The sequence below is a fragment of the Microcystis sp. T1-4 genome, assembly GCF_000297435.1.
In the GTDB taxonomy this organism is placed as follows: Bacteria; Cyanobacteriota; Cyanobacteriia; order Cyanobacteriales; family Microcystaceae; genus Microcystis.
Genome location: NZ_CAIP01000232.1, coordinates 1 through 15,673, shown reverse-complemented (window position 1 = coordinate 15,673; position 15,673 = coordinate 1). Strand labels below are relative to the sequence as shown.

The 15,673-nt window shown below is 45.5% G+C and carries 15 protein-coding genes and 3 pseudogenes; 10 read left to right on the top strand and 8 right to left on the bottom strand.

Features of this window, described 5'->3' with window-relative positions; genetic code table 11:
* A pseudogene (locus tag MICAI_RS27915) lies at positions 1-197 on the bottom strand (hypothetical protein); the annotation flags it as partial.
* 78 nt (positions 198-275) lie between these two features.
* On the opposite strand from MICAI_RS27915, the gene dapB reads away from it, so the two are divergent.
* The 5 genes from dapB to MICAI_RS14370 all read left to right on the top strand — a co-directional run bounded on the left by dapB (position 276) and on the right by MICAI_RS14370 (position 2,975).
* Positions 276-1,106 (top strand): 4-hydroxy-tetrahydrodipicolinate reductase, encoded by an 831-nt coding sequence (dapB, locus tag MICAI_RS14390; RefSeq protein ID WP_008203338.1) that lies wholly within the window; start codon positions 276-278, stop codon positions 1,104-1,106.
* A 187-nt stretch (positions 1,107-1,293) separates the two neighbouring features.
* Positions 1,294-1,647, top strand: a complete 354-nt coding sequence (locus tag MICAI_RS14385; protein WP_008203336.1) for a nucleotidyltransferase family protein — start codon at positions 1,294-1,296, stop codon at positions 1,645-1,647.
* Positions 1,629-2,099: a ribonuclease toxin HepT-like protein gene (locus MICAI_RS14380; RefSeq protein WP_008203334.1), complete on the top strand. Its 471-nt coding sequence runs from the start codon at positions 1,629-1,631 to the stop codon at positions 2,097-2,099. Before MICAI_RS14385 ends, MICAI_RS14380 begins: the two co-directional genes overlap by 19 nt.
* A gap of 26 nt (positions 2,100-2,125) precedes the next feature.
* Positions 2,126-2,497 (top strand): nucleotidyltransferase family protein, encoded by a 372-nt coding sequence (locus MICAI_RS14375; RefSeq protein ID WP_039900216.1) that lies wholly within the window; start codon positions 2,126-2,128, stop codon positions 2,495-2,497.
* Positions 2,475-2,975 (top strand): ribonuclease toxin HepT-like protein, encoded by a 501-nt coding sequence (locus MICAI_RS14370; protein WP_008203330.1) that lies wholly within the window; start codon positions 2,475-2,477, stop codon positions 2,973-2,975. Before MICAI_RS14375 ends, MICAI_RS14370 begins: the two co-directional genes overlap by 23 nt.
* 178 nt (positions 2,976-3,153) lie before the next feature.
* Here MICAI_RS14370 and plsY read toward each other — a convergent pair whose 3' ends face one another.
* From plsY to MICAI_RS14355, 3 genes are all read right to left on the bottom strand, one after another.
* Positions 3,154-3,810: a glycerol-3-phosphate 1-O-acyltransferase PlsY gene (gene plsY / locus MICAI_RS14365; RefSeq protein WP_008203328.1), complete on the bottom strand. Its 657-nt coding sequence runs from the start codon at positions 3,808-3,810 to the stop codon at positions 3,154-3,156.
* Between the two features lie 68 nt (positions 3,811-3,878).
* The gene (gene fabG, locus MICAI_RS14360) at positions 3,879-4,574 is read right to left on the bottom strand and encodes a 3-oxoacyl-ACP reductase FabG (protein ID WP_008203326.1); all 696 of its coding nucleotides are present in this window, start codon (positions 4,572-4,574) and stop codon (positions 3,879-3,881) included.
* Positions 4,575-4,656: 82 nt separating this feature from the next.
* Positions 4,657-5,682: a daunorubicin resistance protein DrrA family ABC transporter ATP-binding protein gene (locus MICAI_RS14355; protein ID WP_002783999.1), complete on the bottom strand. Its 1,026-nt coding sequence runs from the start codon at positions 5,680-5,682 to the stop codon at positions 4,657-4,659.
* Positions 5,683-6,018: 336 nt separating this feature from the next.
* Between MICAI_RS14355 and MICAI_RS14350 the strand changes: the two genes are divergently transcribed.
* From MICAI_RS14350 to ggt, 3 genes are all read left to right on the top strand, one after another.
* Positions 6,019-6,903, top strand: a complete 885-nt coding sequence (locus MICAI_RS14350) for an all3515 family Zur-repressed PEP-CTERM protein (RefSeq protein WP_008203321.1) — start codon at positions 6,019-6,021, stop codon at positions 6,901-6,903.
* Between the two features lie 199 nt (positions 6,904-7,102).
* Positions 7,103-8,134 (top strand): UDP-3-O-(3-hydroxymyristoyl)glucosamine N-acyltransferase, encoded by a 1,032-nt coding sequence (gene lpxD / locus MICAI_RS14345; RefSeq protein ID WP_008203320.1) that lies wholly within the window; start codon positions 7,103-7,105, stop codon positions 8,132-8,134.
* A 147-nt stretch (positions 8,135-8,281) separates the two neighbouring features.
* Positions 8,282-9,826, top strand: coding sequence for a gamma-glutamyltransferase (ggt, locus tag MICAI_RS14340; RefSeq protein ID WP_008203317.1), 1,545 nt, complete (start codon positions 8,282-8,284; stop codon positions 9,824-9,826).
* Between the two features lie 244 nt (positions 9,827-10,070).
* Here ggt and MICAI_RS14335 read toward each other — a convergent pair.
* A pseudogene (locus tag MICAI_RS14335) lies at positions 10,071-10,362 on the bottom strand (addiction module antidote protein).
* Between the two features lie 201 nt (positions 10,363-10,563).
* On the opposite strand from MICAI_RS14335, the gene MICAI_RS14330 reads away from it, so the two are divergent.
* Positions 10,564-12,099 carry a TolC family protein gene (locus tag MICAI_RS14330; protein WP_008203312.1) on the top strand — a complete coding sequence of 512 codons (1,536 nt, stop codon included), beginning with the start codon at positions 10,564-10,566 and terminating at the stop codon, positions 12,097-12,099.
* Positions 12,100-12,153: 54 nt separating this feature from the next.
* On the opposite strand, the gene MICAI_RS14325 is transcribed toward MICAI_RS14330, so the two are convergent.
* On the bottom strand, positions 12,154-12,543 hold the full coding sequence (locus MICAI_RS14325; RefSeq protein WP_008203311.1) for a hypothetical protein: 390 nt from the start codon (positions 12,541-12,543) through the stop codon (positions 12,154-12,156).
* A gap of 111 nt (positions 12,544-12,654) precedes the next feature.
* Entirely contained in the window at positions 12,655-14,586 is a 1,932-nt protein-coding gene (gene thiO / locus MICAI_RS27665) for a glycine oxidase ThiO (protein WP_008203309.1), read from the bottom strand.
* A gap of 244 nt (positions 14,587-14,830) precedes the next feature.
* On the opposite strand from thiO, the gene MICAI_RS14315 reads away from it, so the two are divergent.
* Positions 14,831-15,460: a DUF2301 domain-containing membrane protein gene (locus MICAI_RS14315; RefSeq protein WP_008203308.1), complete on the top strand. Its 630-nt coding sequence runs from the start codon at positions 14,831-14,833 to the stop codon at positions 15,458-15,460.
* Between the two features lie 85 nt (positions 15,461-15,545).
* Here MICAI_RS14315 and MICAI_RS25065 read toward each other — a convergent pair.
* A pseudogene (locus tag MICAI_RS25065) lies at positions 15,546-15,673 on the bottom strand (transposase); the annotation flags it as partial.

The following is a 15,673-nucleotide window of genomic DNA, read 5'->3' as shown; positions in this document are numbered from 1 at the left end:
AAGTTTCTGTAATGAACACTATGAAAAGCGATTAAAATCGTCATAATTTCCCACAGACATAAGCTTCTTTTTTGTTATCGAGTCTTCAGTCCATAAGCAAGTAAGCTTTTTGAGCATTGAGGTGCAAATTGTTGGCAAAAATCATCGACATGACAGAATAAAGCATCTATACTAACCCTAGGGCAAGGTGGCTGAATGGTTTTCTGTTTTTCAGCAGATCACTTCTCCCTTTTCTTATCCCGAACTCAGGTTATATATAAGGAGAATAATTGACCATGACCGAAAATAGAGGCCCGATTCCCGTGGTTGTCAACGGTGCAGCTGGTAAAATGGGACGGGAAGTCGTTAAAGCCGTTGCTCGTGCCGACGATATGATCTTAGTGGGTGCAGTGGATCGAAATCCAGCTTTTCGAGGCCAGGATGTAGGGGAAGTGGCCGGTTGTGAACCCCTAGAAGTGCCGATTCTCGACGATTTACAGAGTGTTTTAGTCCTGGCAACTCAGGAACAAGTGCAAGGGGTGATGGTGGATTTTACCCATCCCGACGGTGTTTATGACAATACCCGCAGTGCGATCGCCTATGGAGTGCGTCCCGTGGTGGGAACTACGGGATTATCGGCGGCACAACTGCAAGATTTAGCCGAATTTGCCGAAAAAGCCAGCACCGGCTGTTTAGTTATCCCCAATTTTTCCCTTGGCATGGTTTTACTACAACAGGCTGCCCTGCAAGCATCCCGCTACTTTGATCATGTGGAAATTATCGAACTGCATCACAATCAAAAAGCAGACGCACCCAGTGGAACGGCGATCAAAACCGCCGAATTACTGGCAGAATTAGGTAAAACCTTTAATCCTGCCCAAGTTTCCGAAAAAGAAACCATCCCCGGCGCTAGAGGTGGTTTAACTGCTGAGAACATCCGTATTCATAGCGTGCGTTTACCCGGTTTAATTGCTCACCAAGAAGTCATTTTCGGTTCCCCAGGGGAAATCTATACCCTTCGTCATGATACCAGCGATCGCTCCTGTTATATGCCGGGGGTTCTCCTCTCTATCCGCAAAGTTACTCAGCTGCAATCCCTCGTTTACGGTTTAGAAAAAATCCTCTAAATCAAGATAGGTAGTGATTTTATTGTAGTGGTGATAGCTCAAACCTTGACTAATTGGGCATTGTCGTTATCAATAAAGTAGCAAACTGTTCGACACCCCCCTGATCAAGGTTAGGGGGGATCGAAGGCAAAATCTATCTTCTATTTAATTAGAACCGCTTACCTAAACTCAATGGTAAAATAAGCCCATGAGCGCTTTTCCTACCCCAGAACTCGATAAAATCCTCAAAGAAAAAGATATTCAAGGAGAACAGCAAAGACAAACCCTGCTGGCGAAAACTCAACAATGGCTTCATGAAAATGCTGTAAAATACGGAATTAATCGAGCTTATATCTTTGGCTCCGTGACTCGTCCCTATAAATTTCACCCCGGTTCTGATGTGGATATTGCCGTCGAAAATATCAATCCCGAACTGCACTTTGAGGCTATTAGTATTCTTTCCTATTATCTGGGGAGAGAGGTGGATATTATTCTGCTGAAAAACTGTCATTTTGCCCACCGAATTCGGGAAGAAGGAATTTTATGGACAACCGACAAATAATCCTGTTGAAAGCTGATATAAATGCTCAATTACAGTTAATCAAAGCGATCGATGGTAAACTAGCTGTTAGAGCCGAAGGTGTTAATCCCGATGATGTCATTCGCCTAGAAAGCATTGCCTATCAAATCCATAATTTATACAGTGCCACTGAGGATTTACTTAAAATAGTGGCTACCTGTTTTGAAAATCATATTGCCGATACTCGGCAATGGCATACAGCCTTATTAAACAGAATGACTGTCCCTATCCCCGGAATTCGTCCTGCTTTTATTTCTTCAGAAACCGCCGCTTTGTTAAATAGTTTGCGAGGATTTCGGCACTTTTTTCGTCATGCCTACGGCACAAATATTGATTATGAGCAATTGAAAGTTAATTTAGACAGGGCAAGAAAAATCTACAGAAACTTAGAAAAAGATATTCAAATTTTCTTTGAACAATGGGCGGAAATTTAAACTAAATCCTCGATACTATAATGATTATGTCGGTCAATAATCCCTATCTTGAATACTGGCAAAAATGCCAAAAAAAACAGCAGGAATATAATCAAAAATTAGCTCAAGAGGCTAGGAAAAATCTTCCGCCAGTTATTGATTATTTAAAAGAAAATTTCCCAATTACAAAAATTATCCTGTTTGGTTCTCTAGTTAAAGGTAAATTTCAGGAAACCTCTGATATTGATCTAGCCGTGGCTGGCATACCCCCAGAAAGTTTTTTTCAAGCTTTAGGAAAAGTTAATTTAATTAGCGACCGCTGGATTGATTTAAAGCCTATAGAAGACTTAGAACCTCATTTTCTTAACAGAGTTTTGCAAACAGGAGAATGTCTTTATGCGTCCGATGAGTGCCAGTGAATTACAAGAAATCGCCCTTGATATTGCCACTGAAGTTAATAGATTAAATCGGCTAGAAAGCCAGATGCGTTTAGTTCAAGCGGAAATGCTAACCAACCCGGCACTAGCCGATATTTGTGCCGAAAGTTTAGCCCTAAAACTCCATAACTTCTATACAGGATGTGAACGAATTTTTCAAATTATCGCTTCTGAGTTAAATGGTGGCTTACCATCTAGTTATGACTGGCATAGAAGGCTATTAAATCGTATGAGCAACCCTCAAGATTATCGTCCTGCTGTATTACGAGAAGATACAGTACATAAACTTAATGAATACCTAAGCTTTCGGCACGTTGTTCGCAATATCTACGGGTTTGAATTGGAAAAACAAAAACTAGAAAATCTGGTTAATAACTATTATAATACATGGCTACAAGTTCAAGAAGATATTAATAGTTTTATCCTCTGGTTAAAAACCACAGCAGACAGTCTTAATTAGGGTTTGCTGAATAAATCTAAAAACCTTGTTGGATAAAACTTTTAGACCTTTTTGAAATCAAAAAGTGCCAGACATTGGGGTGATCGGGGGGGAAATTTAGGCACTTTTTCCCTGAAAATGGGTAAAACCCTACACCCCACACCCTGCGCCCACGAAAAACTTTTTCAGCAGACCCGATTTAACTTACTTCCGATGATTGCTGTACTTTCTGACCTATTTTTGGTTCCGTCCCTGCCAACAATCTTTTAATATTACCCTGATGACGAACAATCACATAGATTCCCCCCATCAAACTAAATAAAATATAGGGGAGAGGTTGACCTAAAATAACCATTAAAATATTCACCACCAGCGCCCCGATAATCGAACCTAAAGAAACAATCCGGAAAAGTGCGAGCATAACCAAAAAACTCGCCAAAGTTCCGCAAGCCACTAAGGGATTCATCACCAATAAAACCCCTAAACCGGTGGCGACGGATTTACCCCCGCTAAAATTCAAGAAAATCGATTTACTATGACCAATGATTGCCCCCAATGCTGCCCCGATAATTAACCAATAATACCAACTTTCTGGGAGAGGATTGACATCAATAAAATATAGTCCTCGTGCTAAGGCCACCGCCGCCATTCCTTTTAACATATCAATTAATAATACCGTCGCCCCGGCAGTTTTTCCCAGAGTTCTCAGCACATTGGTGGCCCCAGTGGAACCAGAACCATAGTCACGAATATCGATACCTTTGCTGTATTTACCGATTAAATAACCCGTGGGAATCGAACCGAGCAGATAGGATAAAAGTAAGATAGTAAGACTGATAAGAATCGGAATAAGCATAAATTAACCCCAATTTTTAGCAAGAGCGAGCGCCGTTATCAGTGTATCAGCCCGAAGACAAAAACCACTCACAGGGAACCATAGACGGGAATTGCCGCCCCGCGCAAGTCTTTCGCTCCTTCCCCTGCCAGAAAACAGATCACCTCGGCTAGAGATTGGGGACTTACCCAGTCCTTGGCACTTGCCTCTCCCATCGCTTCCCGGTTGCTGGGAGTATCGATAACACTTGGCAAAACCACGTTAGCAGTAATATTAGTCTGTTTGGTTTCTTCTGCGATCGCTTGGGTTAAAGCCACTACCGCCGCTTTCGAGGCACAATAGGCGGCCAAATTTGCCCCCGGTTGTACGGCACCACGAGAACCGATAGTGACGATACGACCATAATTATGAAGTTTCATCGAGCGTAAACAGTGTTTACACAGTAAAAAAGTGCTATGGAGGTTTAAATCAAACATTTTTAGCCAATCTTCATAGCTAAACTCCTCCGTCGCCCCCATGGTAAAACCCCCGACTAGATGAATTAAAACATCGACCCGACCGAGATCATCAATTAATCTAGCCACGGCAGTTTCTTGGGTTAAATCCACCTTGACAAAGCGAATACGCTCAAATTCCGCCGCACTCAGCCGAGATTTCAGACGACCTACCTCCCTTTCCTCCCGATAGGTCATGGTCAGATGACCGCCATGGTGTAAAACCGCCGGAGTGACTCCTAGACCCAGTCCCCCCGTACCGCCGGTCAGCAATACCCGTTTATCTTTCATATTGATTGATAGATAGTCGATCGCTCCAATTATAGAGGATTTAACGGGACAATTAGGCAATACTACAGCCTTACTCGCCGGACTAGGATTCCTTCATCGCTTGTTTTTTCTCCGCCTTCAGGTCGCGACTGCTGGCGGCGGCAATTTCCGCATCCATCAGGGTGCGTCCGGTAGCTGCTAGATAGACATCATCGAGACTAGGACGGGATTGGGCCATGCTAAACACCGGTAATCCCGATTCGGCTAGGGTTTGTTCAATTTTGCTTAAAGGATTGCTATTGGCCGTGACGATGAGATTCAGGGAGTTACCCTGGGCGGTATTAACGATTACTTCCTCGACAAAAGGCAGACGGGATAATAATTCTTTCGCTTTTAGGGCCTCTTCCTCTGGGGAAAATTCTCGCACTTTTAGGGTAATGCGATCGCCGCCCAGCTGCTCCTTCAGTTGTGAGGGGGTACCGCGAGCGATGACGATACCATTGTCGATAATTGCTAAGTTATCGGCCAAAGCGTCGATTTCTTCGAGATAATGGCTGGTAATTAATACACTGGTTCCAGCTGCCCGCAATTGTCGCAGAAAATCCCAGACAATCAAACGACTTTCGATATCGAGGCCCACAGTCGGTTCATCCAGCACCAAAACTTCCGGCTGATGCAGTAATCCCGCCGCTAAATCCAGCCGTTTTTTGATGCCGCCGGAATAGGTCCCCGTTTTTTTGTCGGCGTATTCCTCTAATCCTAAAAGATTTATTAATTCTTTGATGCGCTCTCTTGACTTTTGAGCGGGAATGTGATATAGAGCCGCTTGTAGTTGCAACAGTTCCCGGCCCGTGAGCATTTTATCGAGGGCGACTTCTTGGGCAACGTAACCTAGGCGTTTACGGGCGGATTTGGGGTTATTCAGGGCATCGACACCCCCCACCTCGATTTTGCCGCCATCGGGTTTAGCAAGGGTGCAAAGACAGCGAATCGTGGTGGTTTTTCCCGCACCATTGGGACCGAGTAAACCGAAGATTTCTGCCGCTGCCACGGTAAAGGATATATCTTTAACCGCTGCTGTCTGACCGTAGGATTTTTTTAGGTTTTTGATCGCCACCGCAAGGGTCATAAGCTGATTTTCGCCCACTTGAGCGAGACAATTTTTTTGTTAACTTTCTCGGTCTATTTTAACCCAGATTCCCCACTGCAAAACCTAACACAGCCTTGTTGATCTTTTCCGATCAAGATAAACTTTGACGGGATTTGGCCTCATCCCCAGAGAACCGGCTGCTGTTCCAGCGTTGCCTGTTCCTTGATCCACCTCGACCCCTTTAGATGCCCGGGCAACTTATTGGGACAGCATTGTTCACGTTAACTTAAATTAACTTTTTTGGCAAAAGTCAATCGCAACAAGGGTTTTTCGCTAAAGTGATAATGATTATCATTCCAATTAATGAGAGAAATCATGGTTCTACAGGTCTCTAGGGTAGGATTAGTTTGTGCTGGCAATAAAATAAGAGAAAAAAGCCCAAAATCTCCATTTATCGCCGTTAGCTTCATTTTATCGCTTTCTTTCGCCCTGGTAACGGTGGCTAAGGCTGAAGAGCCTGCCATTGGTCAGAGTTTGCCCGAATTTTATATCGGGGTGGATAATCAAATCACCTTAACTCGGGGCATCTATGAGGGATTAGCCAATCCTAACTATAACCGGTTAAGTCTTCTGGTTGCTCACCGAGAGGGAAACCCTCATTTTCACGGTATCGGCACTTACAGTTATTCCGGCCCGTCTGGTAATCCGGTAGTTAATCCCACTAACAGCAATAATCGCATTCCTGAGACTTCTACAGGATTGCCTCCTCTCTCCTTAATTGCAGGAAAAGGAATTTTTCAGAATAGTTTTGTTAGTGCTGCCACTGGGGAGGAATATAGCAATCTACTGATGCAATCAGTGGCAACTATTAATAATTCCTCTGACTTGGGAGAACAAGCTCTTTTTAACAGTTCTGGGGGACGGTGGAATCGGTCTTTAGGTAATGCCAACCTATCCTTACAACTGTTAGAGATTAGTGATGGATTAACAGTAGCTAACTCTTTAGGACAGACAATTTTAGCTAATGCTGGCGATATCTATGCGATCGGGACTGGTGATAACTTCTCCTTTTTACCGAAGTTTCTTGCCTCTCGACCAGGAAAATATTCAGCCAGTTTTAAGCTGGTAGATCTTAGCCTTTCTTGGGGAGAGTCAGGAATTTTTAACCTAGATTTTCAAACAGTTCCCGAACCATCAACTTTGATCTCCTTAATACTGTTTGGGTCAATTTTATTAACTCGATCGAGCAGTAAAAACTAAAACCAATCGGTTTTGGAGAGATCAAAATTATCTCCAAAACCGCGCTAGATCGAGATCGGCTTTGTTGAAATGGGAAACAGGGATTATTCCCTAAAAAACTAGCAACTTTTTTGACTATAATAACGACAAGATTATCGGTATAGTTCTAGACTGTTAGACCATCCTATCATCAGCCCTATCTCGATCGCAGTATATATTTATGAAATTTAGTGAAATTGCCCAAAAATTAAGCCCTTTAGTCTCTGCTCACAGTTTAACTGCCTATCCCGACAGAAATCCCCAAATTAAAGCCATAACTCCCATCGAAAGCGCCCTAGTCGATACCATTAGCTATATCGAAGGGGGAAAATTTGCTTCCTTTGTCGCCAAAACTGAGGCTACTGCCCTAATTCTGCCCCTGGATACCAATTTACAACAACAGGCCGACGAACGCGGCATCGCTTGGTTAGCTAGTGCCAATCCCCGACTTTTATTCGCCCACGCCATCAAATTATTCTATCAACCCTTTCAGCCCCAACCCTACATTCACGCCACCGCCGTGGTGCATCCATCGGCTAAAATCGGCCATAAAGTCGCCATCGGGGCCCATGCCGTGGTGGAAGCCAATGTCACCCTCGGTGATGGCGTGTGCATTCATCCTAACGCCGTTGTTTACCCCGGGGTGCATATTGGTGATCGCACAATTCTCCACGCTAACTGTACTATCCATGAACGGGTACAAATCGGCAATGATTGCGTTATCCACAGTGGTGCTGTTATCGGTGCTGAGGGCTTCGGTTTTGTGCCGGTTCCCGAAGGCTGGTTTAAGATGGAACAATCCGGTATCGTGGTCTTAGAAGATGGGGTGGAAATTGGCTGTAATAGCGCCGTTGATCGCCCGGCAGTGGGAGAAACCCGCATCGGCAGCCAGACTAAGATCGATAATCTCGTCCATATTGCCCATAATTGCCAAATTGGCCAAGCCTGCGCCCTAGCAGGACAGGTAGGCATGGCAGGAGGCGTAAAAGTGGGCAATCGCGTTATTTTAGCGGGACAGGTGGGCATTGCCAATCAAGCGGTGATCGGGGATGGTGCGATCGCAACAGCCCAAGCTGGCATTCACAACGATATTGGAGCAGGAGAAGTGGTTTCCGGCTCTCCTGCTATGCCTCATAAACTATTCCTCAAGGCAGCAGCCGCTTACAAGCGTTTACCCGAAATCTATCAAGCGGTTAAGCAGTTGCAAAAATAGCCCTATTCGGGGGACAGGAGACGGTCGGCAGGAGGCAGCTTTTTTCTCCCCACTTCCCCACTTGCCAATTCATAATTCATAATTGATAATTCATAATTTCCACTAACCACTGATAACTGTTTACTGTTTACTGATAACTGAATCATCGTGACTGGCAAAAGCAAGGGCGCTATCGCCGCAGGACATCCAAAAACTGCCGAAGCTGGACAATTAATCTTAGAAATGGGCGGCAATGCCTTCGATGGGATTGTTGGCTCGATTTTAGCGGCTTTCGTGGTCGAATTCACCCTCGCTTCGGCGGGGGGCGGCGGTTTTTTACTAGCACATACCAAGGAAAAAGTCAATACCCTTTTTGATTTTTTTTGTCAAACTCCCAAATCTAAAAAACCCTTGACAAAGATCGACTTTTACCCAGTGGCGATCGATTTTGGGGGTGCTAGTCAAGATTTTCACATTGGCCGAGGTGCGATCGCTACGACCGGGGCATTACGGGGACTGGAAACAGTACAGAAAAAACTGGGAAAATTGCCCTTTGCCGTGGTAGCAGAACCAGCGATCGAATATGCTCGACAAGGCTACATTTTGAGCCAATATAACGGCTTTTGCCTGGGTTTACTCGCTTCGATCCTGCTCAAAGATCGAGAGGGTTTAAAAGTCTATGCTCCCCAAGGAAAACTCCTCCAAGCTGGCGATCGCTGTGTGATGAGGGATTTGGCCAACACCTTAGAGGAATTAAGCAAAAAAGGCGTAAAAGACTTTTATGAGGGAGAAATCGCCCACCAAATCGCCAAGGATATGCAGGAGGGAGGTTATCTTACCCTAGAGGATTTAAGTCATTACCAAGTCCTTGAGAGAAAACCCCTAAAAACCCAATATCGCGGGTACGAAATACTGACCAATCCGCCTCCTAGTTCTGGAGGAATTCTCCTGGCTTTTGCGCTAAAATTACTGGAAACAGTCAATTTATCGGCTTTAGAGCCTCTAGGAGCCAAACATCTGCAAATTTTAACGGAAGTGATGGCCTTAACCAATCAAGCGCGGGTTCAAGGCTACGATGATTTTATCCATCAGGAGGGAATCGCAGAGCAGTTCCTCTCGCCGCAATTTTTAGGCAAATATGCCAATAAATGGGGCAGTACCACCCATATTAGCATTATCGATGGGGAAGGTAATGCCGCCAGTGCCACCTTTTCCAACGGCGAAGGATCAGCTTATACCGTGCCGGGGACGGGAATTATGCTCAATAATATGATCGGGGAAGCGGACTTAAATCCCTTTGGTTTTCACAATTGGCCCGTTGATCGTCGTTTATCCTCAATGATGTCGCCGACGATGATTTTAGAGGAAGGAAAGCCGCGATTTGTTCTCGGTTCTGGGGGTTCCAATCGCATTCGCACCGCTATTTTGCAGGTTATTAGTAATTTAATCGATTTTCGGCAATCTTTAGCCGATGCGATCGGGGCCTCGCGCATACATTGGGAAAATCAACAATTAGGAATTGAACCCCTAGAAGATCGGGAAAATCTGCTCGAAAATCTGGTTTTACCCGCAAATACTCAAGTATCCCGGTGGCAAGAACAAAATATGTTTTTTGGGGGTGTGCATGGGGTGGCAGTGAATGATTGGGGGGAGTTAACCGCTACGGGCGATCCGCGTCGGGAGGGGGTAGGATTAGTGATGGGGCATTTTTAGATAGGGTTTGCTGAATAATGGTAAAACCCTTTTAAAATAAGGCTTTTGACCTGTTAAAGTCCGATGTTCATGCTGCGAAAATCGGATTGGGACTCTCAAAAACCTTGCATTATCCCTCTTATAGTACATAAAACAGTACAAAAAGAGAGGGCAACAAAGCCTGAAACTCCCGACGACCGGTTACTGACTCCTGACTTCTGACTTCTGACTGCTTAACCCCACCAACAAACTTTTTCAGCACACCCTAGATAATGGGTACAACTTGCAGGCGTAACCCAAGTGCTTGCAAAACCTTAAGAACTGTAGCAAACTCACCGATTACCCCGATTCGACAAAGATTTATAAAGACTCTCCCGTCCCAAACCCGTCTGGTGAGCAATATGAGTCATCCCTTGAGAACGAGCAATATCGCCTAATGCTGCCACTACTAAGCTAGGATCGCCATCTTCGAGGGCAGCTTCCAGATAAGCAGCGATATCTTCTTTTGTTTTCAAATGATCTGCTGCATCCCAAGGATAAGTCTGAATTGTAGCCATAGAGAAACTCCTATAAGTATTGGGCTAAATCTAATGCTGTTTTGATGTCCCGTTCAAAATCAATCGAATCTCATTTTAGCTGGTGCTTAAAAGACGGTGGCTTTCATGCTCCCGTGTTACTATCGGTAATTAGTAATCGGCCAACATAGTGGTGTGAGCTTGTTTACTTCTTATCGTTTACTGTTTACTTTCGAGATACTCATGTTGCTCTTGCGTTATGGTATTACCGTGAGTGCGGTGCTTGGGTTGGTTTTCTTGGCTGAATCCTCGGTTAAGGCACAAACTCAGTCCGCTGCCGATTTATTGAAGAAACCCCAACCTGCTGCCAATCCAGTTTCTCAATTACCCGGTCCATCGGCGGCACCGGCAACCACGGAAGCGGATCCCAAGGCCCCTAATTATCTTAATCCTAGTGGCAATCCCCTGATTTTTCCCACCAAACCGGATGAGGTGAATATTAGGGTAGTACAACCGATCACCTTAAATCAAGCGATCGAATTAGCTTTAAAAAATAATCAGACCTTACAGACAGCCCGGGTCGATTTAGAAATCGCTCGCGCCCAATTAAAGGAACAACAGGCGGCCTTATTACCCACGGCCCAAGCGGAAACCAGTCTCAGTCAAGATCAATCGGCAGCTGCCCAAAGACAGAATGAGTTAGCTCGTCAACAGGGAATCCCAGCAGTTACACCCGAAGATAGTACCAACTTTCAGGGTAGTGTTCGCATCGTCTATGGGGTTTATACAGGGGGTGAACGGGCAGCCCAGATCAAAAGGGCCCAAAAAGTCATCCGGCAACAGGAATTAGAGGTGGAACGAGTCTCGGAACAAACTCGTTTTGATGCCACCGATGCCTATTATGAATTGCAGAGGGGTGATGCCCAAGTTGCGATCGCCCAAGCATCGATCGAAGATGCTAGTCAAAGTTTACGCGATGCACAATTATTGGAGCAAGCTGGACTAGGAACCCGATTTGCTGTCCTACAGGCGGAAGTTGACCTGGCCAACGCTAACCAAGACTTAACCCGGGCGATTTCTAACCAGCGTATTTCCCGACGGCGACTGGCACAGGTATTGAGTGTCGGTCAGCACATCGAGTTAACCGCTGCCGATGAGATTCGCGAGGCGGGAACTTGGGGCTTAAGTCTTGATGATAGTATTGTTTTAGCCTATAAAAATCGTGCGGAATTAGAACAACAACTCTTACAGAGGGAAATTAGCGCAGAAGACCGCTCGATCGCTATTTCGGCGGTGATTCCTCAAGTGGACCTTTTGGGCGAGTATAATGTCCTCAACGATCTCAGTGATGCTGCTGGTTTTGGCGATGGTTTTAGCGTCGGCGGCCGGATTCGTTGGACTTTCTTTGATGGTGGTCGTGCTTTTGCTCGCGCCCGTCAAGCGGAAAGGAATATCGATCGCGCCGATACGGAATTCTCCCTCCGTCGCAATGAAATCCGCCTTCAGGTGGAGGAATCCTACTATAGTTTGATTTCTAACCAAGAAAACATCAAAACCTCGCAAAAAAGCATTGAATCGGCCACGGAAAGTCTGCGATTAGCCCGGTTACGCTTTCAGGCGGGTGTGGGAACCCAAACGGATGTGATCAACTCCCAACGGGATTTAACCGATGCCAGAAGCCGTTATCTACAGGCGATCGTCGATTACAATAGATCCTTGAATAGTCTCCAGCGAGCGATTAGTAATTTACCGGATAATCGTTTGTTTGAAGTGCGTTAATTGTGGGATTTATCGAGGTGTGGTGTGGGGGGAGATAGCCAAATCTCCCCTATTTTAACGGGTTTCGATGATTCTAATTTGTTGTTCCCGCAATTGCTGCAGGGTGGGAGTTTCCTGTAGCTCTTGCACCTGCGGACGCAGATTATGACAACGAGAGGCATTAATGCTACCGCATTGATTGTCGATCGTGTTCAGTCGGCGCTGCTCGATTTGGGGACTGGTGCGAAAGTCTAATTGCTGATTGTATTGGGGATATTTTTGGTAAGCGCAGGATTCAGCCTCAGCTAAACAACGCTCGCTGATAGGCAATTGGGCTGCGACTAGGTTGCCGCTAACGCAAACCCAACCCAGACCCAGAAACAAACCTGATAATAAAGAATTTTTAGTGATCATCGCCAATATACCTCGCTGATCAAAAAATGTAGTCTCAGCATTGGCGGCCATGACGGTAATTGCCCGGCAGATTCTCAGTCATGATTCCACCTCTTTTATTCTAGTCAATTTTGCTGGCCATGCCCACGATAGCTGAAAACAGCCCATTCCTAGCTTAATCGGTTAGGCGATCGTTCCCGTCAGGGGGGAACTAGGACTAGCAGAGGACTTAATCGGCATTCTTCCCGCTAAATAGGCTAAACGTCCCGCTTTTGTCGCCATTGCCATGGCTTGGGCCATCATAACCGGATTGGCCGCCATAGCGATCGCACTGTTAATTAATAAAGCATCGGCCCCCATTTCCATGGCCCGGGCTGCTTCTGAGGGTGTACCGATCCCGGCATCTACCACCACGGGAATTTTGGCCGATTCGATGATAATTGCGATATTTGCCTCATTTTTCAGCCCCTGTCCCGACCCGATCGGCGATCCTAGGGGCATAACCGTCGCGCAGCCAGCCTCCTCTAAACGTTTGGCTAAGAGAGGATCGGCGTTAATATAGGGCAGTACGGCAAAACCTTCTTTAACTAATTGTTCAGCCGCTTGCAAAGTTCCGATCGGATCGGGTAATAAATATTTAGGATCGGGAATAACTTCGAGTTTAATAAAGTTATTGTCTTCCTGTCCCAATAATTTGGCCATTTCTCGCCCTAAACGGGCCACCCGAACCGCTTCTTCGGCCGTTTGACAACCGGCAGTGTTGGGTAACATCCAGATTTTCGACCAATCAATCGCTTCTGCTAATCCCTCATGACCGGGTGCGTTCGTTTGTACTCGTCTAACGGCAACTGTGACAATCTGACATTCACTGGCAGTAATACTTTCCTGCATAGTGGTCAGATTGGCATATTTGCCAGTCCCAGTCATCAAGCGGGAGTGAAAGGTTTTCCCGGCAATGGTGAGGCGATCATTCTGGGGCGATAAAAGCGCTTGCGGTTTATTCTCAATAATAGTTAAGGACATAGGTGGAATAGTAACGGGTGATGGTTGATTAAAGCGATCGCAGCGAAAATGGGTCAAAATGGGATTAACTTTGTCATTAATCACCAGGTCGGCAATCAAGGAAGCCGTGACAGGAGCGAGTAAAATGCCATTACGATAGTGACCGGTGGCTAAAATCAGGTTATCACAGCTACTGCGGCCTAAAATGGGCAATTCATCCGCTGTACCCGGACGGAATCCCCACCAAATTTCCTCGATTTCCCAGTCAGCTAAAGGGGGATAGAGACGGGTAGCACGCGCAAAAAGGGTTTGCAGTCCTTGGGGTGTATTACCCGTTTGCCAGGCCACTGTTTCGGAAGTGGCCCCGATAATTAAACGACCATGGCGACGGGGAACCAGATAGGTTTGGGGACCGAATAAAACCCTAGTTAAGGTCTGGTTAGGGGGCATTTTTACCGCGGCCATTTGACCTTTGACGGGATGGATAGGGAGGGGTAAAAGTTGACTAGCCCAGGATCCCGTCGCTAAAATGTAAATTTTTGCTTCTAATTCCCCAATTGAAGTATAAATACTCTTGACTTTTCCCTGCTTTTGTTGTATGGCGTGGACTTCTACGCCTTGGCGAATTTCTACCCCTAAATTTTCGGCCGCTTGTTGCAGCGCAGTCACTAGCTGCCGGTTGTCCACTTGTCCATCGTCGGGATACCACCAACCACCGATCACATCTTTACCTAGTCCGGGTTGGTAGAGATGAACTGCATTGCTGTCTAACCAAATTTTATTCACTTCCTCGGTAGTAACGGGCTGCTCTAGCTCGTAAACGGGAGCAAGAATACCACAGGGATAGTAACCGGTGTTTATCCCCGTTAAATCCTCGATTTTGCGAGTCCATTCTGGATATAGCCAGCGCGATTGCAGGCAAAGATCGAGAAACGGACTCGGGGGAATTCCTTCCGCATGGGGGGCTAACATTCCCGCAGCCGCACGACTAGCGGCCTGAGCTATATCTCGAACTAGGAGGGTAACTTTTGCCCCGCGCAATTGCAAATCGACAGCGATCGCTAATCCGATGATACCACCGCCCACGATCAAAATTTCGCTAGTTGAGTTCATAAAAGTCTCTGGCACCAAAGAGAATTACTGAAATGACAAGGAATTAGAAGTTAAAACAAGAAAGACGCAGTAAAATAACATATATATTTTTTTATCGCAATTAATCATAATTTTTAGCTTGATTGACTACTAAACTCGCAATTAGTCAGCCGAGAGGGGGAAGAAGTGGGGCTACTGGCATAATTTAAGCTTAAGATGATTTGTAGTCGATCTTTTCTAAGCTTCCCTTTTTCTTTAGAGCATAATGACTTCCCCTGCTGTCGATCGAGTTTATCAAGGTCAATTCGGAGAGTTTACGATTACGGATAGCGATCGCCTAGGCGTGCGTCTCTACCGTCTGGGGTTAAATTTAGCGGCTTTTAGTTTCGCTGTCGCTACAATTATAGTTCTCACTCGACCGCAATTATTGCCCCTGACTAACCTTTTATACATTGGTTTTTGTCTGGGGTTAGGCATCAGTTTATTGACTATTCATATATATTTAATTCCCCTCCATCGTCTCCTGCAAGTTTTTTGGCTAATCGGGGCGATTACTTCCCTAATTTTCAGTCTCTATTCTCACCTTTCTCCCCTAGAATTTGTCTATAACCATCCGGTGAGTTTATTGGGTGTGGGCTTTATTTTTGCTAGTCTCACGGGGATTTATTTCAAAGAAGCTTTTTGTTTTAATCGTCTAGAAACCAAGTTTTTAACCCCTCTAGTTCCCACCCTTTTACTCGGTCATCTTTTGGGGATATTGCCCTTAAATTGGGAAAAGGGGCTATTAATTCTCTGGGCGACTTTATTCGTTATCTTTGCCCTGGGAAAGTTAAGCCAACCTCTCCCCAACGATATCGGTGATAAATCGGTCTTTGAACATCTTAACCATTCCTGAACTCTCCAGAGATTAATCGGAAAATATTCGGGAAATTAAGTCAGCTGCCCGCGTATCTAATCGTCGAATTGACATACTCCCACCGTCAAGCTACCCTGTGACGGGGAATTCTTGACCTATCACTATCGGAAATTCTTTGTTCAACGAGACACCTTAGATTCTCAATGTCTCCATTAAGAATCCAGAGACCGGACTCTCCCCCCCCTGCCCCCC